Below are 22,061 nucleotides of genomic sequence, written 5' to 3' on the forward strand. Positions count from 1 at the left end.
GAACATCAGGCGCGGGGTTTGACCGCCCCGCATTCCTGCCCCAACCACACGGCGCGGGTGTCGAGGCTGCCTTTTTGCTGTTGGCCGACGGCGTTGAAGGTGCCGCTGACTTTAGTGGTGAACTCCCGGTCGCTGAGGAAATGCGCCACGCCCGTGCCCTGGGCCTTGGGGCAACTGAAGCGGAACTTCCACTGCTGGCCGTTACGCTCGGTCACTTGCTGCTGGCAGCCCGATTGCGGGTCTTGCAGCGGAATGCTGTCGGTTTTTACCTGTTCAGGGGTCAGGCACACGCGGATGCCTTTGCCGCCCATGGTGATGCCCTGCTTCTCCAGCATCGCCTGCTGCTCGGGGGTCATCTGGTTCTTTAATTGGCCAAGGATCAACTGCAAATCCGGCAGGTTCTGGTCGTCGACCTTCATGTTGCTGGAGGTCAACTCCCACAAACCTGGTTGCAGCATCTGCGCCTGGGCGGCGACAGGAAGCGACAAGCCAACAGCCATGGCCAAACCCAGCAGACGAACGTTCATCGCATGACTCCTAGAAGATAGTGGCCGTTAGACGCCGGCCACGGGCTTAGGTTGCACGGCCAATTAAATAGCGACATCGGCCGTGGAACATGGTCTGTTAGGCATTGAATCTTCAGGAGCAAGGTTGCCCCATGGATTACTTCGGCCCGCATGTGTTCGGCTATCTGATCGCGATCATTCACCTTCTGGGGATGATCGCCGCGATCCACGCCGTGTTGACCGTCAGGACCGCCCAAGGCGCTATTGCCTGGGCCATGTCGCTGTTCTTCATTCCCTATTTCACCCTGGTGCCCTACCTGATTTTTGGCCGCAGCACCTTCGACGCCTACATCAAGGCGCGGCGCCAGGCCAACACCGAAATGCACAAAGCCATCATCGCCCTGAACTGGCGCCCCTGGATCGAAGAAGCCCTCGCCGCCCGTGCCTCGAACGCCTACGCCTCGCTGCGGGCGATGCCCAAGCTTGGGCGTATGCCGTGCCTGGCGAACAACCAGGTGCGCCTGCTCATCAATGGCGAGGCGACCTTCGCGGCGATTTTCGAGGCCATCGGCCAGGCCCGCGAAGCGGTGTTGATCCAGTTTTTCATCATCCACGACGACCGCCTCGGCCGGCGCCTGCAAGCCCTGCTCCGGAAAAAAGCCGCCGAGGGCGTCGCGGTGTACCTGCTCTACGACCGCATCGGCAGCCATTCCCTGCCCCACGCCTATGTGCAGCCGCTGCGCGATGCCGGGGTGCAGGTCAAAGCCTTCGCCACCCGCAGCGGTTGGCTCAACCGCTTCCAGGTCAACTTTCGCAACCACCGCAAAATTGTGGTGGTCGACGGCGTGCTGGGTTTTGTCGGCGGCCACAACGTGGGGGATGAGTACCTGGGGCAAAAACCGCCCCTGGCACCCTGGCGCGACACCCACGTGCAGGTCAGCGGCCCGGTGGTGGCGTGCCTGCAAGAGTCGTTCGCCGAAGACTGGTTCTGGGCCGCGCGGCAACTGCCGCCGCTGATCCTGCCCCAGGCCTATCCGGATGACGGCGTGCTCTGCCAGGTGCTGGCCAGCGGCCCAGCGGATGACTTTGAAACCTGCTCGCTGTTTTTCGTGGAAGCCATCCACGCCGCCACCACGCGGGTGTGGATCACCAGCCCCTACTTCATCCCCGATGAAGCGGTGTTCGCGGCGCTGCGCCTGGCCGTGCTGCGCGGCGTCGACGTGCGCCTGCTACTGCCGTCGCGCCCGGATCACCGGGTGGTGTACGCGGCCTCCAGCCTGTTCGCCTTTGAAGCGGTGCGCGCCGGGGTGCGGGTGTTCCGCTACCTGCCGGGGTTCTTGCACCAGAAAGTGGTGCTGGTGGACGACGAAATCAGCGCCATCGGCAGCGCCAACCTGGACAACCGTTCGTTTCGCCTGAACTTTGAAGTGATGCTGCTAACCGTCGACCCGGCGTTCGCCAGCGAGGTGGAACACATGCTCAACGAGGACTTCGCCCAGGCCCGGGAAATCGCCAAGGAAGAAAGCCGGGAAACCCACCGCCTACAACAACTGGGCATGCGGGTCGCCCGGCTGATTTCGCCGATTCTCTAGCGGTAGATGTCGTCGCGGGTCCACGGCAATTCATGGCTGCCGTCGGCGTGGGGTTTGACGGCGAGGATCTGGTGCAGGTTGATCCAGCCCTTGGCGAAGGCATAGGCGCACCCGGCCAGGTACAGGCGCCAAATGCGCAGTGCCTGTTCCGGCACTTGCCGGGTGGCGGCTTCCAGGTTGTCTTCCAGGCGTTCGCTCCAGTGGTCCAGGGTGCGTGCGTAGTGCAGGCGCAGGCTTTCAACGTCAACGATTTCCAACCCCGCCTCGCTGATTTCGGCGCTTATCATCGCCAGGTGTGGCAGCTCGCCATTGGGGAACACGTAGCGCTCGATGAACTCACCCGCGCCCCGCCCTACTGGCCGGCCGTCAGTGTGTTTGGCGGTGATGCCGTGGTTCATCACCAACCCGCCCTCGCGCACCGCGCCGAACAAAGTGCGGCAGTACTGCGCAAGGTTAGCGTGGCCGACGTGCTCGAACATGCCAACACTGACCACTTTGTCGAAGCGACCGTCCTGGGGCAGGTCGCGGTAATCGAGCAGCTTGAGTTCGACCTGGCCTTGCAGGCCTTCGGCCGCCACCCGTTCTTGGGCCATGCTCAGTTGCTCTTTGCTCAGAGTGATGCCGAACACCTGGGCGCCGAATTCCCGCGCGGCGAACCGCGCCAACCCGCCCCAACCGCAGCCTACGTCCAGCAGGTAATCGCCCGGTTGCAGGCGCAGCTTGCGGCACAGGTGGCGGAACTTGGCCTGTTGGGCTTGCTCCAGGCTTTCGCTGCCGGTTTCAAAGTAGGCGCAGGAGTAGGCCATGTCGCTGTCCAGCCACAGCTGATAGAAGGCGTTGGACAGGTCGTAGTGATAGGAAATGGCCGCCGCGTCGGTGGCCTTGTCGTGGTGGCTGCGCACGGGTTGGCCATGTTCGTCTTCGGCCACCAGGGCCTGGCTCCACTCGTCGCAAACGCGGATCACCTCATTGATCGAGCCTTCGAGTTCCAGCTTGCCTTCGACGAACGCGGCCCCGAGCAGGTCCAGGCTGGGGTGGTTGAATTGGGTCACCAACTGCGGGTCCTTGACCACGATAGTGACGCTGGGCTCCGGGCCCAGGTTGAATTCGTGGCCATCCCAGAGCCTAAGGCGCAGCGGTAACTGCAGATTCTGCAAGGCCGGCGGTAGTTGCGCGAGCATGGCAAACCTCCCTTGTGTCAGACACCTGAAAAATGAGGGTAGACCATCCGGGAAAAACAGCGGCTCACGAACTGGCCGCAAAACCGGGTCAGACCCTGCGTTGCAGCAGGCCATCGTGCACCCACTGCTTGAGCCACGTTGCCGCTTGCAGCGGGGCCTCCTCGCTATAGGTGACTGCCAATTCGCAGCACAGTTCGGAAAAACTCCAGCGCCCCTCGACCATCGCACAAAAGGCCCGCGCCTCAGGCCCGGCAAGGCTGCGGTACTGGCAGTGGCGGTCGGCGCGCCACACCAGGCAGGTTTCGGCGACGGGCAAACGATGGCTGCCGGGAAACTCGGTTTGCGCCTTCACCGCTTGCCACAAGGCGAGGCTGTTGTAGTGGCATTCAAGCAGTTGCACGCTGGGGTGGCGCTGTACCCGCAGGCCCGGCCATTCGACAGGCGGCAAGCGAGCCATCTGTTCCAGGGTCAAGGGCATGCCGTTGTGGGCATCAAAGGCCAGGGTGAAAGCCCATTCCAGTTGCGCCAACTCTGCCAACGGCGCGCTCTGCTCGGGCACCAGATGCCGCTTGATGAATTGCGCAAAGCCCCGGCCCAGCCAACGCAGGCTGAAGTGCGCCGACGGCGACTGACGCACGTAGGCCAGGGCCAGTCGATCGAACTCTTCGTCCCCCAGCCAATGGTGAACGGTCGGATAGTCGCCGCGCAGCACCTCCAGCAACCGCGCCTGGTAGGCGTTGTGGTAAATCGCCAGCCCCCCGCTCACGTCCAGGCTCGGGCCGCCGATCAGGCTGCCAATCAGCGCCGGGGCGGCCGTTGCCGATTGGCCCAGCAGGTACTGTTCAAAAGCCTGTTGCCATTCGTTCAAGCTCATTGCGATCTCCCCGCCAATGCCGCTTGCCCCAGTTCACGGGCGGTTTGCAGTTCTGCCAGCAATTCTTCGAAGGGCGGGAAATGGTCGTCGCGCTCCAGCAACGTGGCCACCGGCCCCAGGTGCGCAAGGGTGCGTTGGTAGAGCGCCCACACCGGGTCGCTGACCGGCGCGTCGTGGGTGTCGATCACGTAGTCGCCATAGTCGCTGTGGCCCGCCAGGTGCAGTTGGCGGATGCGGTGGGCCGGCAGGGCCTGGATAAACGCCCAAGGGTCAAACCCATGGTTGCGGGAGCTGACGTAGACGTTGTTGACGTCCAGCAGCAGCTCACAGCCACTGAGGTCACTGAGGGCGGCGAGAAACGCCCACTCGCTGAACTCGTCGGCGCCTGCACGCACATAGCTGGAAACGTTCTCCAGCACCAAGGGCCGCTGCAACACGTCCTGCACCTGGCGCACCCGCGCGGCGACGTAGTGCAGGCTTTCTTCGGTGTAGGGCAGCGGCAGCAGGTCATGCAATTGGTGCGCGTCGCCACGGCTCCAGCACAGGTGATCGGACACCCAGGCCGGCCGCACGCGCTCGGCCAGGTGCTGGAGGCGATCGAGGTAATCGCGGTCCAGGGCATGGGGCCCGCCGATGGACAAGGACACGCCGTGCATCACCACGGGGTAGCGCTCGACGATGGCGTCCAGGTAGTACAAGGCCTTGCCACCCTGGACCATGTAGTTTTCGGAGACGATCTCGAACCAGTCCACCGGCGGCGATTGCTCCAGTATCTGCGCGTAGTAGGCACTGCGCAGGCCCAGACCGTAGCCCGGACCTGGAAGGGAAACAGACATGGGGGGAATTCCTTGAATAAAAAAGGCGCAGGGGCGGATTCGCCGCTGCGCCACCACCGAGGTGTGGGTTACTCGCCGACTTTGCCACCGGCTGCGTCGCACTCTGCCTTGGTCATGCTCTTGAAGCCCTGGCCTTTGCAAGCTGCCTGGCCTTTACAGGAGATGTCGCCGGTCTTGCAGTCGTTCATGCCTTTGCAGGAGGTCACACCGTAGCAATGCACCTTGGCGTCGTCAGCAGCCTGAGCTTGGGTGGCGACACCGGCAAATAGCGTGGCAGCAGCGAAGGCGAGAGCGGCGCCAGTAGCGGTGGTTTTGATGGTCATGGGGTGAATCCTCTATTAAGACGTTGGTAAATCGACCGAACCCAATGTTCGGTTGCGACAGAGCTCTAGAGAGAAGCCCTATCCGCCCGTTACAGGCCCCTGAAAAAATGTGTTCCACGTGGAACGCTCCGAATGCTCTGTGGCTTGAATGCCGTGTGGATCTGCCTTTTCCCCGCCAGCGAGCGTCGTACTGACAGCCCGCCACCGTTGGTAGTTTTTAAACACCGCGTGCCTGGCATTTGTGGCAATAATCCACGCTCGTTTGCGCAAGACAAGGAAAGGTCAAACCCATGCTCTCCATCTACCAACTCAAGCCCCGCTTCCAGAACCTGCTGCGCCCCTTGGTACAACGCCTGTACGACAACGGCACCACCGCCAACCAAGTCACGGTGCTGGCCGCAGTGGTGTCGGTGCTGATCGGCGTGCTGATTGCCTGCTTTGCCGATCACCTTTGGCTGTTCGCCCTGGTGCCGCTGTGGATGATTGTGCGCATGGCGCTCAACGCCGTGGATGGCATGCTCGCCCGCGAATTCGGCCAGCAATCGCCCTTGGGCGCGTACCTCAATGAACTGTGTGACGTGGTGGCCGATGCCGCGCTGATCTTGCCGTTCGCCTGGGTGCCTGGGGTCAGCCCGATGCTGGTGGTGGCCGTCGCGCTGTTGGCGGCGTTCGTCGAATACGCCGGTGTGCTTGGCCCGATGGTGGGTGCCAGCCGCCGCTATGACGGGCCCACGGGCAAAAGCGACCGCGCTTTTCTCTTCGGCTTCATGGCCACCGCCATCGCCCTCGGCTGGTACTCCACCGGTTGGCTCAATGGCCTGTTGCTGGCAATTGCCGGCCTGTCGGTCGTGACGCTGGTCAAACGGGTCCGCGAGGGCCTCAAAGAAGCTTCCCAAGCCAAGCCTTGCGCATAAGGACATCGCCATGCGTGACACCCAACAGTTGACCTTCACCACCCACGACGGCGTAGAGCTGTTCTACCGCCATTGGCCCGCGATCACCCAGGAACCCGGGCAACCGCGCCAAGCGGTGATGTTGTTCCACCGTGGCCACGAACACTCGGGGCGCATCGCCCACCTGGTGCAGGAACTCGACCTGCCCGGGTTCGACTTTTTCGCCTGGGACGCCCGCGGCCATGGCCAGTCCCCTGGCGCCCGTGGCGACAGCCCAAGCTTCGCCACCAGCGTGCGCGACGTGCAGACCTTCTGCGATCACCTGGGCGCCAGCCACGGTATTGGCGAAGAAAACATCGCCGTGATCGCGCAAAGCGTCGGCGCGGTGATCGCTGCCACTTGGGTGCACGACTACGCGCCGCGTATCCGCGCCCAAGTGCTGGCCTCGCCGGCCTTCAAGGTCAAGTTGTATGTGCCCTTCGCTCGCCCGGGCCTGGCGTTGATGCGCAAATTGCGCGGCAACTTCTTCGTCAACAGTTACGTCAAGGCACGCTTCCTCAGCCACGACCCGGAGCGCGTCGCAAGCTACGACAGCGACCCGCTCATCACCAAGGCGATCTCGGTGAATGTGCTGCTGGGCCTGTACGAGGCCGCCGACCGAGTGGTCGCCGACGCCCAGGCGATTCAGGTGCCCACCCAGTTGCTGATTTCCGGCAGCGATTTCGTCGTGCACCGCAAACCCCAGGAGCAATTCTTCCAGCGCCTGGGCAGCCTGCAAAAAGAGCAGCACATCCTCCCCGGTTTTTTCCACGACACCCTCGGCGAGCGCGACCGCGCCTCGGCGGTGGCCAGTGCGCGGCGCTTTATCCTGCACAACTTCGCCCGCCCGCTGAGCCGCCCCAGCCTGCTGGACGCCGACCGCGTTGGCGTGTTGTGCGCCGAGTCCGAAGCCCTGGCCGCGCCCCTGCCCCACAACTCACTGCGCGACCTGTACTGGCGCATGACCCGCGCCAGCATGGGCCTGGGCAGCAAGCTGTCGGCCGGGGTGAAGCTGGGTTTTGACACCGGTTTCGACTCCGGCAGCACCCTGGATTACGTCTACCGCAACCGCCCCACCGGGCACACCGCCCTGGGCCGGATGATCGACCAGAACTACCTCAACTCCATCGGCTGGCGCGGCATCCGCCAACGCAAGTTGCACGTCGAAGAACTGCTACGCCTGGCCATGCAACGCCTGCGCGACGCCGGGCAAGCCGTGCGCATCGTCGATATCGCCGCCGGCCACGGCCGCTACATCCTTGAAGCCTTGCAGGGTGTAAGCCCGTTGCCCGAATCGATCCTGTTGCGCGACTACAGCGACATCAACGTGCGCGACGGCAGCGCGCTGATCGAAGAAAAAGGCCTGGGCACCATCGCCCGCTTCATCAAGGCCGACGCCTTCGACCGCGCCGACCTCGCGGCCCTGGAGCCCAAGCCAAGCCTGGCGGTGGTTTCCGGTTTGTATGAGTTGTTCGCCGATAACGCCATGGTCGGCCAGTCACTGGCCGGGCTCGGCGACGCGGTACCGGTGGGCGGTTACCTGGTGTACACCGGCCAGCCGTGGCACCCGCAACTGGAGCTGATCGCCCGTGCCCTGACCAGCCACCGCCAGGGCCAGGCCTGGGTAATGCGCCGCCGCAGCCAGGCGGAAATGGACCAATTGGTCGAAGCCGCGGGCTTTCGCAAACTCACCATGCGCGTCGATGAATGGGGGATCTTCAGCGTGTCCCTGGCACAGCGGGTGCAATGATGGGCGCCACTGCCCGCGAACCCGGGCTGTTCAAACCGGCGCTGCTGTGGCTGCTGCTGTTGGCGCCGCTGTTCTTCACCACCTACGGTTTCGCCACGTGGGTCACCGCCCAGCGCAGCGATGTGCCGAGCCTGGTGTTCGCCTGGGAAAGCCATATGCCGTTCTGGGCCTGGACCATCGTGCCCTACTGGTCCATCGACCTGCTTTACGGCTTTTCCCTGCTGCTGCCCAACAGCCGCGCCGAACTCAAGCGCCACGCCTTGCGCCTGCTCAGCGCGCAAGCCATCGCGGTGAGTTGCTTTTTGCTCTGGCCGTTGCGCTTCACCTTCCAGCGCCCGGAACTGGACGGCGTGTTCGGCTGGTTGTTCGACGTGCTCACGGGGTTCGACAAGCCGTTCAACCAGGCACCGTCCCTGCACATCGCCCTGCTGGTGGTGCTGTGGGTGTGCTTTGCGCGCCACACCCAAGGGCTGTGGCGGTGGCTGGTGCATGGCTGGTTCGCATTGATCGGCGTATCGGTGCTGACCACTTACCAACACCACTTCGTCGACGTGCCCACCGGCGCCCTCGCCGGTTGGCTGTGCGTGTGGCTGTGGCCGCTGGACCGGCCCAGCCCACTGGCGCGCCTGCGCCTGAGCGCAGCCCCGCAGCGGCGCCGGTTGGCCGTGCGCTATGCCCTGGGCGCGGCGCTGTTCGGCGCGCTGGCGGGGTTGCTCGGCGGCTGGGGCCTGTGGCTGATCTGGCCCGCCGTGGCCTTGCTGCTGGTGGCGCTGAACTACGCCGCGCTCGGCGCCGAAGGCTTTCAGAAAGGCGCCGATGGCAACTTGAGCGCCGCCGTGCGCTGGCTGCTGGCGCCGTACCTGGCCGCGGTGTGGATCAATTCGCGGCTATGGACCCGCGCCCATCCGCAACCCGATGAAGTGGTCGATGGCGTGTGGCTGGGGCGCATTCCCACCCCGGCAGAGCTGCAAGCCAGCCCCTTCAGCGCGGTGCTGGACCTGTGCGCCGAGGCCTCGCTGCCGGCCCGTGGCGTAGCTTATTGCAGCGTGCCGGTGCTGGACCTGACGCCGCCCAGCGTCGAGCAGTGCCTGAGCGCCGCGCAAGCCATCGACCGCTTGCGCCAACAGGGCCCGCTGTTGGTGTGCTGCGCCCTGGGCTACTCGCGCAGTGCCACCGCGGTGGCGGCGTGGTTGCTGTTCAGTGGCCGTGCCGTCAGCGTCGAAGCGGCGCTGATCCAGTTGCAACGCGCCCGCCCGCAGGTGGTGCTGCACGCCGCCCATCGCCAGGTGCTTGCGCAGTTTGCCGCGCAGTTGGAGAAACCCCATGGCCACTGACATGACCCTGTTCAGCGTTGCCGCCCTGCTGCGCCAAGGCAGAGGCTTGGATCACCTGGCCACGGCGCTGACGGTACTGGCCGTGGCCGGCGCGTTGGCCCAGGCCTGGCTCGCGCCGCCCAACCCTTGGCTGCTGGCCTGGAGCGCGGCGCTGCTGGTGCTGGGCTTGCTGGAGAAGTACTGGGCCCTGCGCGTAGCCTTCGACGCCGAGTTGTTCCAGCGCCTGGCGGACGACCCGCAAGCGCTGGCGGAAAAAACCCGCGACCTCGATCAAGCCTTGGTCAGCCTCGGCCTGCTCGCCCCCACCCGCACCGCGCGGCCGTGGCCCGAACGCACGCGGGGCGCTCTGGCGCTGCTGCGGCGCCAGGCCCTGGCGGTCGGTGCGCAAGCCCTGCTCACACTGGGTTTGCTTGTGTCTTTTGCCGGATAAGGAATGCCCATGCTCGAACCTCTGGTCGCTACCCTCATCACCTCCGCTGCACGCACCGTCACGGGGGCGCGCAGCCTGTGGCTCGGTTGCGCGCCGACGCCGGTGCAACGCATCTACTTCGCCAACCACAGCAGCCACGGCGATTTCGTCCTGCTCTGGGCCTCGCTGCCGCCGGCGCTGCGCCGCGCCACGCGGCCAGTGGCAGGCAGCGATTACTGGCTCAAGAGCCCGTTGCGCCGCTACATCATCAACCGGGTGTTCCACGGTGTGCTGGTGGACCGCGACCGCAAGGACGCCACCAGCAGCCCGCTACAACCCATGCTCGATGCCCTGGAAAACGGCGATTCGCTGATTATCTTCCCCGAGGGCACCCGCAACCTGGAGGACGGCTTGCTGCCGTTCAAGAGTGGCCTCTACCACCTCACCCAGGCCTATCCCCAGGCCGAACTGGTGCCGGTGTGGATCGCCAACCTCAACCGCGTCATGCCCAAGGGCCGCGTGCTGCCCCTGCCACTGCTGTGCACCCTGAGTTTTGGCGCGCCGCTGGCCCTGGGCGAAGACGAAAGCAAAGAGCAGTTTCTGGCCCGCAGCCGCGATGCGCTGCTAGCCCTGGCCCCGGAGCAGGCGTAAATGGATAAGCAAACCCAACTGTTGTTCGCCGGCATCGGCGTGATTCTGCTGCTGGCCTCGTTGATCGGCGGCCTGCTGAAACTGCGCAACCGTGGCACGCCCAACCCGGTGATCGACAACCTCAACGCCCGCATCAACGCCTGGTGGGTGATGGTGCTGGTGATCGGCATCGCCTTCTGGCTGGGCACCAGTGCGGTGATCCTGTTGTTCTACGCGGTGTCGTTCTACGCCCTGCGCGAATTCATGACCCTCACCCCCACCCGGCGCAGCGATTACCCGGCGCTGGTGGCCGCGTTCTACCTGGCCCTGCCGCTGCAATACCTGCTGATCTACTTCGACTGGTACGGCTTGTTTTCGATCTTCATTCCGGTCTACGTGTTCCTGCTGCTGCCGATCCTCGCGTCCCTGGGCGGTGACAGCACGCACTTTCTGGAACGCGCGTCGAAGGTGCAGTGGGGGCTGATGATCGCCGTGTTCTGCGTGTCATTCGTGCCCGCGCTGTTGACCCTGGACATTGCCGGGTACGAGGGCCGCAACCTGCTGCTGATCGCCTACCTGGTGATCGTGGTGCAGCTCTCGGATGTGCTCCAGTACGTGTGCGGCAAGCTGTTTGGCAAACGCAAGATCGCCCCGCGGTTGTCGCCGTCGAAAACCGTCGAAGGCTTTGTCGGCGGCGTGCTGCTGGCGTCGCTGATCGGCGCGGCGTTGTGGTGGATCACCCCGTTCAACCCGTGGCAATCGTTCCTCATCGCCCTGCTTATCAACCTGCTGGGGTTCGCCGGGGGCATTGTGATGTCCGCGATCAAACGCGACCGCGGGGTGAAGGACTGGGGCCACATGATCGAGGGCCACGGCGGTATGCTCGACCGCCTCGACTCGGTGTGCTTCGCCGCACCGATCTTCTTTCATCTGGTGCGCTATTGGTGGACTTGAGGGCGCTATCGCGAGCGGGCTCGCTCCCACAGCGGCCATACAACCCTGTGGGAGCGAGCCCGCTCGCGAAGGGGCCTCAAGCCTTACGCCGCCGGCTGATTAGCCACAGCCCCGCCGCGACGAACACCCCTACACCACCGTAGGTCACCCAGGTTTTGTACGGCCGCAGTTGCGCGCGCACCTCGCCGACGGCCTGGGTCACGTAGCGCTGGTTGATCCCGCTGAAATCCGGGGCCTGGCATTGGGAGCCGAAGTTCTCCGCCCACCACACGTAAGGCCCTTGGGCCACGTAGCGGCGGTAGTAGGTTTTCTCCTGTTCGCTGCCGCGGGTCCAGGTGGCTGCGTGGCATAGCACGGCGGCAAAGGCCTGGCTGGTGTGGGGCAGGAAGTCGGCGGCGCGGTTGGCCAGGTCGGCGGCGACCCAGCGGTAGTGGTAGCGCTCGTCCGGTTGGGCGGCGCTGGCCTGATGGCGCTGTACTTCGCCGGCACTGACAAAATCCCCGGCCACGAGCGCGTCGCCGCCCAGGCTGAAGCCGCCATCGAGCGAGGCGAAGTCCGGGGCCATTTCATAGCCCAAAAACTCCATCCCGTGGTCCCGCGCCAAAGTGCCCGCCCAGTAGTACGCCGGGGCGCGGCTGCCAGGCAGCCAACTGGACTCGGCCTCGCGCCGCAACTCGCCATAACCTTGGGCCGCACCGCGCACCTCAAGGTCGGCGAAGTAGGCCAGTGCCTCGTCGAAGCGCCCTTCGCGCATCATCCGCCGCCCCAATAAGTTACGCAGGCGCGCCGCCACCGGCAGCGGCACATAGTTGGCGCGGTCCTCGTCACTCAATTGCGGCGGCGCCGGCACCTGGGCATCGACGTACTGCTTGAGTTCATCGAGGGTCAGCACCCGCTCGGCCACGGTGGCGGCGTCGAACCAATAGACATCCTGGCTGCGATAGAGCTGCTCGAAGGCTTGCAGGTAATCGCCGCGCTCCAGGGCCAGGATCGCGCTCTCGCCTTCCACCCGGCAGCGCGGTTGCAGCGATTCCAGGTCGCCATCCGGCCCGCGTTGCAGGCCCCACGACTCTTCCTGGGGGAAGGCCTTGGCCGCTTGCGCATAGGCGCTGGCGGCGGCGCTTTTATCGCCGGCGCGCAACGCCAGTTTGGCCCGCAGCCACCAGGCCAGGCCGCTGTCGCCAGCGTGTTCGAGGAAGGCCTGGGTTTGGGCGTAGTCGCCCTGCTGGTAGTTCAACGCCGCGAGGCGATCGGCGTTTTCCAGGCTGCCCTGGGTGCTGTTTTGCAGCAGCTTGATGAGGTTTTTTTCGCCGCTGGGTTGGTCGCCGAACGACCAGCCCAAGCGGCTGATAAGGGATGCCGTGAGCAGGGTCTGCACCGGTTTGCCCTGGAGTTGCTGGGCCAATTGCTCGGAGGGCAAGGCACGCAGTTCGCTTGCCACTTGCTTGAGGGAGCTGTAGCCCACCGCTGAGCCGTGCAGGTTTTGCGCGGCGTACAGGCCGATGGCGCCGTTCCAGTCGCCACTGGCCTTGGCCACGCGGGCCTGTTCACCGAGGCTGGCCACGCCCAGTTCCAGCGGGTCGCTCAGGCCTTCGATGCTCATCTGCCGGGCCTGTTCGAACGCCTGGATGGCTTGGCTGCGCAACTGGGCGCGGTGCAGGGGTTCGCTGTCATCGAGGCTCAAGGCATACAGCGCGCGGCCCAGGGAATAAGCGGCCCAGGTGCTGCGCAGCGGGCGCAACTCGCTGGGCAGCGCCAGCACTTTGCGCAGGTAGGCGGCGGCCAGTTCATGGTCGCCGGCGGCGAACGCCACGGCGCCGGCGGTGTAGAAGCTCAATTCATAGGGCAGGCCCGCGCCTTGCGCCTCGACTTCGCGGGCATCGCTCAATTGCCGCAAGCGGCCCACCAATGCCTGCTGCGGCGGGGTCAGGCCCAATTGCTCGGCCTTGTCCCGCGCAGCCTGGTCGGTGGGCGCGGCGTAGTAGCTTTCGTCGGGGTTGTAGGTCAGGGCACTGGCGTCCTTCAACCCGGGGATGCGTTGGCCCAAACGGGTGATTTCATTGCCGAACTCGGTTTCGGGCAATTGCCCCAGCGTCGCGCCGCGGTTGTCCAGCAGGCGCATGGGGAAGTCCGGCCCGCAGGCCAGCGCCGTGCCCAGCGGTAGGCTGAGGCTCAGGCACAGCAGGTGACGCGGCCATTTAGAGACGAACATGTGAAGCTCCTTGATCGATTTTTGTACAGCGGGCCCAGCCGATAGCGCGCGAGGCGCCTGCTGGCAAACGGCCTTGTTGCAGACGGGTAAAGACAAGTTGTCCGGGGTTTCGTTGCACGGCGTAGCCGGCCAGGGCATCCACCGCCTCGCATTCGCCGACCGCCAGTTCCAGGCGTTCGGGCAAGGGGCTGTCGAGGTTGCCGTCGTTGCCCAGGCGAATGTCATAGAGCCCGGCGCGCTCGCTCAGGTGCAGTTGCAGCGGGCTGTGCAAGGCATCGCCCCGCGCCACGGCGCGCAGGGTCGCCAAGCTCCAGGCGCGGCGATCCCCGGCCAGCGGCAGGCGGAACCAAATCAACCCCGCCAGATGGGCCGGCGGTGCCTGGCGCAGTTGCGCGGCGAGGGCGGCCAGTTGCACGGGGTCGGCCATTAATTCGCGGCGCTGGCCAGGGCGCTCCAGAGGCACTTCGCTTTCCACCAGCGGGGCGCCGCTGCCGCTGGTCAGCAGGCCCACACCGTAGGCGGGCAAGGCCAGGTAGAAGGGTTTGTCGGTCACGCGGCTCCAGCCTGCGGCCCAGGTTTTCGCCTGGGCCGGGTCGAACAGCCCCAGCTCTGGGCGGCTCACGGCGTGCACTTGCAGCACGCTGCTGTCCACGCTGTGCAGCAACGCCGGCAGGTCGGGGCTGGCCAGCCACGCGGGCAGCGCGGTGATGCTCAGCTTCAACCTGGGCGGCAGGCTGGCGCGCAGGCCCTGGAGAAACGCCCCGTAGCCCGCCAGCCGCGCATTGCCGGCGTCGTGGTCGATTTCCACGCCCGTCACGTTCAGGCCCAAGGCTTGCCAGTCGGCCAGCAGTTGCTGGATGTGCGCGGTGATGTCCTGAGAATCAAGCGCCGGCAACTGGCCGTCGAGGCGGATCACCGCAATCAGCGGGCGGCCATCGCGCTTGAGCAGCGCACCCTCAACCCGCGCCCGCCGCCAGCCGTCCCCGGGGAAGGCTTGCAGCGCCAGCACGCGCAGGGTGGAAAAGTCATCACGGGTGTGGGCCAGCGCCTCGTCGTGGGCAGCGGTCCATTGCCGTTGCCAGACGTAGAGCTGTTGGTCCAGGGGCGGTGCGTCTACAGGGCTGCACGCCCCGAGCAAGGCAAACAGCGCCGCCAGGGCGGGGCCGCGAAGGAAAAGGGAGGTGAACATAGGGGCCTTGAGCGAAAAGAAAAACACCCTCAGGGAGCGAGCCTGCTCGCGACAGCGATGCTCCAGTCACATCAGCATCAATGCACCGGGGCCATCGCGAGCAGGCTCGCTCCCACAACTGCTGGCGAGGCCCGCCAGCCTACTCAGGCATAGGCTGGCGAGCAATGGCGGCGGCGTTTTCTTCGCCCTGGCGGCGGCTTTCGAGGCGTTTGACCAACCGCGAGCCACGGTTGCGCATGGGCAGTTCGACGAGGCGGTAGCTCAGTTCGCTGAGCACCACGATCAACCCCAGCGCCAGGCCCAGCAGCAGCCACGGGTAGGCGTAAGGGTTGGGCCCGCCCGCCTCTTGCAGGCGAAAGCATACTTCGCGCAGGAAGAAGTACACCGGCACGTGGATCAGGTAGATGCCATAGGAGCGGCTGCCGACCCAGGTCAGCAGGTCTTTGAGTTTGCCCCGTGGGAACAGGTAGTCGCGGTTGTAGGACGCCACCCACACCAGCACCCCACAGATCACTGCAATCGCGCCAATCCGGTATTCCGGCAGCAAGCGCTTGGCCGCCAACAGGCCCAGCACGCCGCTGGCCAGCACCAGCAGCGCCAGCCCCAGCCAACCGCGGCGCAGGAAGGTAGGCTCCAGGCGTTGGTAACTCGGCTTGGCGCTCCAGATCGCCAGCAGCACGCCCAACGCCAAGGCATCGGTGCGCACGGCCATCAGCAGTGAGCCCCGTTCGATGAACAATTGCGCTAGCACCAAAACCGCCAAGGCCCAGGCCAGGCGCTGGCGAAACAGCAGGATCAGCAGCGGGAACAGCAGGTAGAACTGTTCCTCCAGCGCCAGGCTCCAGTAGACGAAACTGGCGCCGTACTCGTAATTGAACAGCGCATCGGCAAAACGGAAGTTCGCGTAGTGCAGCAGCCCCGCCAGGGTCGCCTGCACGTTGGCATGCAGCGAGCCGAATGCGCCGGAGCGGTTGAACAGCAGCGCCGCCAGCAAGATAACCGCCAGCCACAGCCACGCCGCCGGCAGCAGGCGGAACACCCGGCGAATCCAGAAGCTGCGCGCCTGCTGCCAGAACGCCTGGCGCGTGGTGCAGCCCTGCAAGGTGGGGATCAGGCTGCGGGCGATGACGAACCCGGAGATGGCGAAAAACAGGTCCACGCCCCACCAGAATTGCGCGCGCGGATCGAGGGCTTCGAGCCAGGACGCGGTACCGAGGAACAGGTTGTCGCGCATGTGGTGCAGCACCACGCCCAGCACCGCGATGCCTCGCAGCACCTCGATGTCCATGATCCGCTTGAGGCTCATGACGCGGCCTCGGGCTTGCGGGCAATGATGACCTGGCTCTTGGGCATGAAGTCATCGAGCAACTGCTTGACCGCCAAGCCGTTGGGCTGGTCGAGCAAACCCTGCCAGGCCTGCGCCCAGCCTTCCATCAGCGGCGGGTAGGGCGCGTGGATGCGGTCGCGCACCGCGCCGCTCAAGTCCTTGCCGGCGGCCCGTTCGCTGGCCCAGAAGAAGATCATCCCCATGACCCAGAAGAACCCGCAGGATTGGCGATGTTCGATCACCAACCCGGCATCTTCGATCAACGCCGCAAAGCGCTCGCGGGAGAAGATCTGGATATGGTTCGGCGACTGGTAATAGCCCGGCGGCGCGATGCCTTTTTGCAGGTGCTCGCCCACCGGGTCCGGGACGCTGATTAAAAACTGCGCACCCGGGCGGCCCATGCGCACCAGTTCGGCCATAAAGGCTTCTGGCTCGTCGACATGCTCCAGCACCTCGGTGCACACCACTTTGCTCGCGCAGCCGTCGCTCAGGGGCAACGGCAAGCTGTTGCTGACCAGGCCCAGGCACGGCGCCCGGGCTTCGCTGGCCACCCGTTGCGCCAGCTCATGGACCTTGTCGAATTCGCTGTCGGTGAAAATCACCGACGCGCCCTGGCGCACCGCGAACAGCACCGAGCCGCCCTCCCCACAACCGACGTCGAGCAGGGTGTCGTCCGGGGTGATGGCAAAGCCCTTGAGCAACTCGCCTGTGTCGTTCTGATACCAGCCGTCGAGCACCGCGTCTTGCAGGCCCACGTCACGCGGCGAAGGGTCGTCCATGACGATCGGCCCGCCGCTGGCAAGGCGCAGGCGCTCGGCGGCGACCAGGTCAGGCGGGTGGCCGTGGGTCTTGTGGCGATCCAGCAACTGGGCGAAGAACGGCTCCAGCCGTTCGGCGGCGGTGGCCTGGCTACAAAAATGTTCGAGGCTACGCACCGCGTGCTCGGACATCTGCCCATAGCGTTCGCCGTCGCCCGTGGCCACTTGGTAGCTGGCACGAAACGCCCGGCAGATCGACTCCCAATTGGCGGTGTAGCGCAAGGTGCGATAGGCCGAGCGGGGGTCGTGGGGCCACGCGGTGAGTTCTTCGGTGGAGTCGATGATGAAAGCGTTGTCGGGGTCGATGTAGTCGATCATCGCCGTGTTACGCGGCGCCACGGCCGGTTTACCGCACGACATGAACTCCATCAGCGGCAGGCACTGGCCTTCGCCGTAGGAGGTGTTCACCACGTAGCTGGTGGCTTGTACCAGGCGCTCGTAGTCCGCGTCGGCGAGGTAGCCGTAGATCAGCACGATGCGGCAGCGGTACGGCTGGTTCCGGTAGAGGTGATGGAGGATGCCGGTCAGCGCCTGCTCGGCGTCGTGGTGGGTGAGCTTGAGCACCAGGGTGGCGTCTTCCACGTCTCGAAAACTGGTGCAGAAGGCGCTGAGCATGTCTTCCCAGTTTTTGCGCCCGTCGCAGGGGTTGAACACCGAGGTGTAGACCACGCCATCCAGCACCAACTCGCGCGTTTGCGCAGGTGCCGTGAAGTCGATGCCGGGGCCGCTGCGAATCGCGGCCGGGGCGAAGGCTTGCAGGTCGAGCTGGCGGCTGTCCACCAGCAGGCCCTTGAGGGTCAGGCGCACCTGGCGGGCCTGGGGCTGGCAGACGAGTTGCCGGCCACGGGCGGCGAAACGGTCCCAGACCGGCGCCGGGATCGCGCAGATCGGGTAGTCGGCGCCCATGGCGTCGCGCACAGCCTTGACCGTGTAGGTGGAGTGGGTGATCGCCGCGCCGGTGGAGCGCAGCACGATGCGCCAGTCATTGCGCGGGGCGGCGTACCAGCTCTCGTTGGGAATGGTGCTGAATTCCCAGGCGAACACCGGCAGGGTCGGGCACGCGTAGTGGGTCATGGTGCGGTGCGGCGGCGAAAACGACAGGAACACGCAGTCCTCGCCCCGGGCCTGGCACTCGGCGTAGAGGCGGTCGACTTCTTCGTCCGGGTCGGTGACTTCCACCACTGTGCCCAAGCGTTCGAGCACCGGGCGGTACTCCTTGAGCACGAAGTAGTAGCTGTATTCCGAACGCCCCAGGTTCTGGGCGATGGTGCGTTGGTTGGTTTCCGAATAAATGAGGATCAGCATCAGGCTTGCTCCGCCGCGTGGCGGGCCGCAGCCGTCGCCGGTTCGTCCGCCAGGGGCAGGTTGAAGAAGATCGCCGCGCGCTGCTGCAACACCGTCACCGCGCAGTACGCCTGCATCCGCGCCTGGGCGGCGGCGGCCATTTGCGCGTAGGCATCAGGCTGGGTACGGGCCAGGCGATAGCTGGCCTGGAAGGCGTTTTTCAGTGCGCCCCAATCCGGGCGGTGGCGGCGTGTGCGGTTGAGCTGGCGGGTGTCGTGGGGCCACAACGCCGGCTCTTCGCTCGAGGGCACCACAAAGGCCACGCTGTCGTCGATGTAATCGCCCAAAGCGCTGTGGGCCGGCGCAATGGCCGGCACGCCGCCAGCCATAAACGCCATCAACGGTAGGCACACCGCCTCGGCGCGTGAGGCGTTCACGTAGAAACTGGCGGCGTTTTGAAGCTGGGCCTGTTGCGCCGCGTCCAGCTCGCCGTACATGACCACGACCCGGCAGGAAAACGGCGACAGCTGCGTCAGCACGGTGAGCAGCGGCGTGTAGCACGCCGCCAGCGGGCAGCCTTCGATACGCAGGATCAGCGTTGCATCCGCCGTATCGCGAAAAGCCCAGCAAAACGCACTGATAAGTTGCGGCCAGTTGTTCTGGCCTTCCTGCGGGTTGAACGTGCTGACGTAGACCACGCCGCTGACGTCGGTTTGCACCCAGTGCTGGGTGTCGGGCAAATCCAGCACCGGCACTTGCGGCTCAGGCACCGGCAGCGGTGCGGCGACGCTGGGCAGGTGTTTTGCCAAGGCCTGGTGCAGGGTATCGGGCAGCAGGTCGCGCACGCCTTCCCAGTACCAGTGGCCCAGGTAACGGCGGTCGTCGCTGGGGCTCGGCGCCACCTCGCGGCCCAAGCGGTGCAACAGCCATAGGCGCAGGTAATGGCGGGCAATGACCACGCGCCGGCGCGGGGTCAGCGGCGGCGGCAGCAAGGCATCCAGGCGCGCCTGCTCTTGGGCGGTAATCTCCACCGGCAACTCGGGCAACAGGGAATCGACCGACAGCCCCAGCGTACGGGTGTCCAACAGGCAACCTTTGACCTGGATCGGCGAATCGGTTTTGACCGGTGCGGGCAACGGTTGATCGGCCAGTTGTGGCCACTGCATGGCGGGCAGCACCAGGATCGGGAAGTCCTCGCCCATGGCCTTGCGCACGGTGCCGGCGGTGTGTTCCGACAGAGTGATGGCACGGCCATGACGGCCCAGGAGCTGCCGCCAGTCGTGGGCGGGGTCGTCGTCCCATGGCTCGTCAGGGATCGAATCGAACTCCCAGGCGACGACGCACAGCGTCGGGCAACGCAGGTCGGCGGCGGTTTCGTGCACGGGGGCGAAGGACAGGAACAGGCCATCCTGGCCTTGCTCCTGCAACTGCCGGTACAGCGGATCGACCTCGGCCGTCGACTGCACCACATGCACCCGCCCCAGGCGTTCGAGCACAGGTTGGCAAGCCTTGAGGACGAGGTCGTAAGGGTATTGCGTGTGGCCGGCAACCGATGGGATGGCGCCGATCTGTGTGTGCGAGAAAAGAATGAAATTCATGGCATCCCACGATGAAACCGCGATCCGGCGGTTTCACTCAATGAGGGTAGAACCCACGAGCCGGCCCTGATGCTTCAATGCCCGGTCCGAAGTTTTTCTACCCGTCTACGTTCTTGTTTTATTGGTCAGCTTTCCGTTGCCGGAGGGCAGCCACGCCGATCACTGGATAATGGCGATGAGGCGCATTCTAAACACATCCGTTCGGGGTACGCGAACCGCCACGGGGCATTTAGCGAACGACTCTGGGGAGAACCCGACGGTCACAAAGGGACTTGTTGAAATTGCTGGCCAATTGGCACAGATTGACGGGAAAACAAATACAACAATAACCTCACCTGCCGTATTTTCTGGGCAAAACCTCAGAATTTCGCGGTTTTTCCCAGCAAAGACTGGGTAAGGTCGAAGTTTGCTAATGGAGGGGGTTGCCGTTTGAAAAAGCGTCTGTTCGTTACGGGTCTTAGCGGATTCGTAGGACGTCACATCCAATCTCGTCTGATTCGTCCTGATTCAGTGTGGGATCTTTTACCCGCCCCTTCTGACTATGATATTTCCGACGAAAGGACCCTGGAAAACCTGTGGCCGCACATGCCGGACGCCGTCATTCACCTGGCCGGCCAGACCTTCGTGCCCGAGGCCTTTCGTGACCCGGCCGCGACCCTCAAGGTCAACCTGCTCGGCACCCTGAACCTGCTACAAGCCCTCAAGGCCCGAGGCTTTACCGGCACCTTCCTGTACGTCAGTTCGGGCGATGTCTACGGCCAGGTCAGCGAAACCGCCCTGCCCATCGACGAACAGCAGCCGCCCTGCCCGCGCAACCCCTACGCGGTGAGCAAAGTGGCCGCCGAGTTCCTCTGCCTGCAATGGGGCATCAGCGAAGGCTGGCCAATGCTGGTGGCGCGCCCGTTCAACCATATCGGCAGCGGCCAGAGCGACAGTTTCGTGGTCGCCAGTGCGGCCCGCCAGATCGCGCGAATCCAGCAGGGCTTGCAGGCCCCACGCCTGGAAGTGGGCGATATCGATGTCACCCGCGACTTTCTCGATGTCAGCGACGTGGTATCGGCCTACCTGGCGATGCTGCAAAGCGCCGCCCCGGGGCATATCTACAATGTCTGCTCCGGCCGCGAGCAGAGCATCAGGGGCTTGATCGAACAACTCGCCGCCCTCGCCGACGTCGAGATCGAACTGGTCCAAGACCCTGCGCGCCTGCGCCGCGCAGAACAACGTCGCGTCTGTGGCAACCCTGCCAGGCTGCAACAGGCCACGGACTGGACGCCGCTCACTACTACACAACAATCCCTGCGGGCGATCCTGTCCGACTGGGAGTCACGGGTACGACAAGAATGACAAAAAGTGCACTGATAACAGGGATTACCGGGCAAGACGGGGCCTATCTGGCCAAGCTTCTGCTCGACAAGGGATATAAGGTCCACGGTTTTGTCGCCCGTCGCAGCAGCGACTCACGCTGGCGCCTGCGGGAAATGGGCGTCGAGGAGCAGATCATCTACCTGGACGGCGACATGGCCGACGCCTGCTCCGTGCAGCGTGCCGTCATCAAGGCCGCGCCCGATGAGGTCTACAACCTGGCGGCGCAGAGTTTCGTCGCCGCGTCCTGGGACCAACCCGTGACCACCGGCATCGTCGATGGCCTGGGCGTGACCCACTTGCTGGAAGCGATCCGCCAGTTCAGCCCCCACAGCCGTTTCTACCAGGCTTCCACCAGCGAGATGTTTGGCCTGATCCAGGCCGAGCATCAGGACGAAAGCACACCGTTCTACCCGCGCAGCCCTTACGGCGTGGCCAAGCTGTATGGCCACTGGATCACCGTGAACTACCGCGAGAGCTTCAAGCTGCACGCCAGCAGCGGGATTCTGTTCAACCACGAATCGCCCCTGCGCGGCATCGAGTTCGTCACCCGCAAAGTCACCGACGCCGCCGCGCGGATCAAGCAAGGCAAGCAGCAGGCGTTGCGCCTGGGCAACATCGATGCGCGCCGCGACTGGGGCTTTGCCGGCGACTACGTCGAGGCCATGTGGCTGATGCTGCAACAGGAGCAACCCGACGACTTCGTCGTGGCCACGGGCGTCACCACCACGGTGCGCGACATGTGCCAACTGGCGTTCGATCACGTGGGCCTCAATTACCGCGATTACGTCAAGGTCGACCCGGCGCTGTTTCGCCCAGCCGAGGTGGATGTGCTGCTGGGTAACCCGGCCAAGGCCCAGCGGATACTGGGCTGGAAGCCCAAGACCGATCTTCAGACCCTGATCTGCATGATGATGGATGCAGACATGAAACGCGTCGCCAAGGAGTAA

At 64.9% G+C, this 22,061-nt stretch carries 19 protein-coding genes and 1 pseudogene; 9 read left to right on the plus strand and 11 right to left on the minus strand.

Going from position 1 to position 22,061, the window contains the following annotated elements; translation table 11 throughout:
• Positions 1-5: 5 nt before the first annotated feature.
• The gene (locus CKW13_RS18630; RefSeq protein WP_095110103.1) at positions 6-527 is read right to left on the minus strand and encodes a DUF3617 domain-containing protein; all 522 of its coding nucleotides are present in this window, start codon (positions 525-527) and stop codon (positions 6-8) included.
• Between the two features lie 131 nt (positions 528-658).
• Here CKW13_RS18630 and cls point away from each other — a divergent pair, with 131 nt between their 5' ends.
• Entirely contained in the window at positions 659-2,098 is a 1,440-nt protein-coding gene (gene cls, locus CKW13_RS18635; RefSeq protein ID WP_095110104.1) for a cardiolipin synthase, read from the plus strand.
• Here cls and cfaB read toward each other — a convergent pair.
• The 4 genes from cfaB to CKW13_RS18655 all read right to left on the minus strand — a co-directional run bounded on the left by cfaB (position 2,095) and on the right by CKW13_RS18655 (position 5,312).
• Entirely contained in the window at positions 2,095-3,279 is a 1,185-nt protein-coding gene (gene cfaB, locus CKW13_RS18640) for a C17 cyclopropane fatty acid synthase CfaB (RefSeq protein WP_095110106.1), read from the minus strand. The two genes, cls and cfaB, sit on opposite strands and share 4 nt — an antisense overlap.
• An 88-nt stretch (positions 3,280-3,367) precedes the next feature.
• Positions 3,368-4,153, minus strand: coding sequence for a DUF2063 domain-containing protein (locus CKW13_RS18645; RefSeq protein WP_095110108.1), 786 nt, complete (start codon positions 4,151-4,153; stop codon positions 3,368-3,370).
• A complete protein-coding gene (locus CKW13_RS18650) occupies positions 4,150-4,989 on the minus strand; it encodes a DUF692 domain-containing protein (protein ID WP_095110110.1) in 840 nt (279 codons plus the stop codon). Before CKW13_RS18650 ends, CKW13_RS18645 begins: the two co-directional genes overlap by 4 nt.
• Before the next feature lie 68 nt (positions 4,990-5,057).
• Entirely contained in the window at positions 5,058-5,312 is a 255-nt protein-coding gene (locus tag CKW13_RS18655) for a hypothetical protein (protein WP_095110111.1), read from the minus strand.
• Positions 5,313-5,602: 290 nt separating this feature from the next.
• Between CKW13_RS18655 and CKW13_RS18660 the strand changes: the two genes are divergently transcribed.
• From CKW13_RS18660 to CKW13_RS18685, 6 genes are read left to right on the plus strand one after another with little or no spacing between them, the layout of a single operon-like run.
• Entirely contained in the window at positions 5,603-6,226 is a 624-nt protein-coding gene (locus CKW13_RS18660) for a CDP-alcohol phosphatidyltransferase family protein (RefSeq protein ID WP_095110112.1), read from the plus strand.
• A gap of 10 nt (positions 6,227-6,236) precedes the next feature.
• Positions 6,237-7,994 (plus strand): bifunctional alpha/beta hydrolase/class I SAM-dependent methyltransferase, encoded by a 1,758-nt coding sequence (locus tag CKW13_RS18665; protein ID WP_095110114.1) that lies wholly within the window; start codon positions 6,237-6,239, stop codon positions 7,992-7,994.
• Positions 7,991-9,328: a phosphatase PAP2/dual specificity phosphatase family protein gene (locus CKW13_RS18670; RefSeq protein WP_095110116.1), complete on the plus strand. Its 1,338-nt coding sequence runs from the start codon at positions 7,991-7,993 to the stop codon at positions 9,326-9,328. The genes CKW13_RS18665 and CKW13_RS18670 overlap by 4 nt, the downstream gene beginning before the upstream one ends.
• Positions 9,318-9,758, plus strand: coding sequence for a hypothetical protein (locus CKW13_RS18675; protein WP_095110118.1), 441 nt, complete (start codon positions 9,318-9,320; stop codon positions 9,756-9,758). Before CKW13_RS18670 ends, CKW13_RS18675 begins: the two co-directional genes overlap by 11 nt.
• 9 nt (positions 9,759-9,767) lie before the next feature.
• Positions 9,768-10,388: a 1-acyl-sn-glycerol-3-phosphate acyltransferase gene (locus CKW13_RS18680; RefSeq protein ID WP_095110119.1), complete on the plus strand. Its 621-nt coding sequence runs from the start codon at positions 9,768-9,770 to the stop codon at positions 10,386-10,388.
• Positions 10,389-11,321 (plus strand): phosphatidate cytidylyltransferase, encoded by a 933-nt coding sequence (locus CKW13_RS18685; RefSeq protein WP_095110121.1) that lies wholly within the window; start codon positions 10,389-10,391, stop codon positions 11,319-11,321.
• A gap of 76 nt (positions 11,322-11,397) precedes the next feature.
• Here the strand turns inward: CKW13_RS18685 and CKW13_RS18690 are convergent, their stop codons facing one another.
• The 6 genes and pseudogenes from CKW13_RS18690 to CKW13_RS18715 form a co-directional block, all read right to left on the minus strand.
• Positions 11,398-13,533, minus strand: coding sequence for a hypothetical protein (locus CKW13_RS18690; protein WP_095110123.1), 2,136 nt, complete (start codon positions 13,531-13,533; stop codon positions 11,398-11,400).
• Entirely contained in the window at positions 13,520-14,722 is a 1,203-nt protein-coding gene (locus CKW13_RS18695; RefSeq protein ID WP_095110359.1) for a DUF3142 domain-containing protein, read from the minus strand. Before CKW13_RS18695 ends, CKW13_RS18690 begins: the two co-directional genes overlap by 14 nt.
• 139 nt (positions 14,723-14,861) lie before the next feature.
• Positions 14,862-16,028 (minus strand): acyltransferase, encoded by a 1,167-nt coding sequence (locus CKW13_RS18700; RefSeq protein WP_095110124.1) that lies wholly within the window; start codon positions 16,026-16,028, stop codon positions 14,862-14,864.
• Positions 16,025-16,828: a class I SAM-dependent methyltransferase gene (locus CKW13_RS18705; RefSeq protein WP_095110361.1), complete on the minus strand. Its 804-nt coding sequence runs from the start codon at positions 16,826-16,828 to the stop codon at positions 16,025-16,027. The genes CKW13_RS18700 and CKW13_RS18705 overlap by 4 nt, the downstream gene beginning before the upstream one ends.
• A gap of 78 nt (positions 16,829-16,906) precedes the next feature.
• Positions 16,907-18,172, minus strand: a pseudogene (locus tag CKW13_RS18710) (glycosyltransferase); the annotation flags it as partial.
• Entirely contained in the window at positions 18,172-19,749 is a 1,578-nt protein-coding gene (locus CKW13_RS18715) for a glycosyltransferase (protein ID WP_095110125.1), read from the minus strand. The gene CKW13_RS18715 and the pseudogene CKW13_RS18710, both read right to left, overlap by 1 nt.
• A 429-nt stretch (positions 19,750-20,178) precedes the next feature.
• Here CKW13_RS18715 and CKW13_RS18720 point away from each other — a divergent pair, with 429 nt between their 5' ends.
• Together CKW13_RS18720 and gmd are read left to right on the plus strand one after the other, a co-directional pair.
• Complete coding sequence (locus CKW13_RS18720; protein WP_095110127.1) at positions 20,179-21,093, plus strand: GDP-mannose 4,6-dehydratase; 915 nt, start codon at positions 20,179-20,181, stop codon at positions 21,091-21,093.
• Positions 21,090-22,061, plus strand: coding sequence for a GDP-mannose 4,6-dehydratase (gene gmd, locus CKW13_RS18725; RefSeq protein WP_095110128.1), 972 nt, complete (start codon positions 21,090-21,092; stop codon positions 22,059-22,061). Before CKW13_RS18720 ends, gmd begins: the two co-directional genes overlap by 4 nt.

It is taken from the genome of Pseudomonas sp. Irchel 3E20, assembly GCF_900187645.1.
Lineage (GTDB): Bacteria > Pseudomonadota > Gammaproteobacteria > Pseudomonadales > Pseudomonadaceae > Aquipseudomonas.

What these genes read in the sequence shown, in the direction of transcription:
- CKW13_RS18655 (WP_095110111.1), bottom strand. Translation starts at nt 5,312, where the DNA reads ATGACCATCAAAACCACCGCTACTGGCGCCGCTCTCGCCTTCGCTGCT.
- CKW13_RS18705 (WP_095110361.1), bottom strand. Translation starts at nt 16,828, where the DNA reads ATGGACGACCCTTCGCCGCGTGACGTGGGCCTGCAAGACGCGGTGCTC.
- CKW13_RS18650 (WP_095110110.1), bottom strand. Translation starts at nt 4,989, where the DNA reads ATGTCTGTTTCCCTTCCAGGTCCGGGCTACGGTCTGGGCCTGCGCAGT.
- cls (WP_095110104.1), top strand. Translation starts at nt 659, where the DNA reads ATGGATTACTTCGGCCCGCATGTGTTCGGCTATCTGATCGCGATCATT.
- CKW13_RS18675 (WP_095110118.1), top strand. Translation starts at nt 9,318, where the DNA reads ATGGCCACTGACATGACCCTGTTCAGCGTTGCCGCCCTGCTGCGCCAA.
- CKW13_RS18665 (WP_095110114.1), top strand. Translation starts at nt 6,237, where the DNA reads ATGCGTGACACCCAACAGTTGACCTTCACCACCCACGACGGCGTAGAG.
- CKW13_RS18630 (WP_095110103.1), bottom strand. Translation starts at nt 527, where the DNA reads ATGAACGTTCGTCTGCTGGGTTTGGCCATGGCTGTTGGCTTGTCGCTT.
- CKW13_RS18660 (WP_095110112.1), top strand. Translation starts at nt 5,603, where the DNA reads ATGCTCTCCATCTACCAACTCAAGCCCCGCTTCCAGAACCTGCTGCGC.
- CKW13_RS18695 (WP_095110359.1), bottom strand. Translation starts at nt 14,722, where the DNA reads ATGTTCACCTCCCTTTTCCTTCGCGGCCCCGCCCTGGCGGCGCTGTTT.
- CKW13_RS18690 (WP_095110123.1), bottom strand. Translation starts at nt 13,533, where the DNA reads ATGTTCGTCTCTAAATGGCCGCGTCACCTGCTGTGCCTGAGCCTCAGC.
- CKW13_RS18700 (WP_095110124.1), bottom strand. Translation starts at nt 16,028, where the DNA reads ATGAGCCTCAAGCGGATCATGGACATCGAGGTGCTGCGAGGCATCGCG.
- CKW13_RS18715 (WP_095110125.1), bottom strand. Translation starts at nt 19,749, where the DNA reads ATGAATTTCATTCTTTTCTCGCACACACAGATCGGCGCCATCCCATCG.
- CKW13_RS18670 (WP_095110116.1), top strand. Translation starts at nt 7,991, where the DNA reads ATGATGGGCGCCACTGCCCGCGAACCCGGGCTGTTCAAACCGGCGCTG.
- CKW13_RS18685 (WP_095110121.1), top strand. Translation starts at nt 10,389, where the DNA reads ATGGATAAGCAAACCCAACTGTTGTTCGCCGGCATCGGCGTGATTCTG.
- CKW13_RS18680 (WP_095110119.1), top strand. Translation starts at nt 9,768, where the DNA reads ATGCTCGAACCTCTGGTCGCTACCCTCATCACCTCCGCTGCACGCACC.
- cfaB (WP_095110106.1), bottom strand. Translation starts at nt 3,279, where the DNA reads ATGCTCGCGCAACTACCGCCGGCCTTGCAGAATCTGCAGTTACCGCTG.
- CKW13_RS18645 (WP_095110108.1), bottom strand. Translation starts at nt 4,153, where the DNA reads ATGAGCTTGAACGAATGGCAACAGGCTTTTGAACAGTACCTGCTGGGC.
- gmd (WP_095110128.1), top strand. Translation starts at nt 21,090, where the DNA reads ATGACAAAAAGTGCACTGATAACAGGGATTACCGGGCAAGACGGGGCC.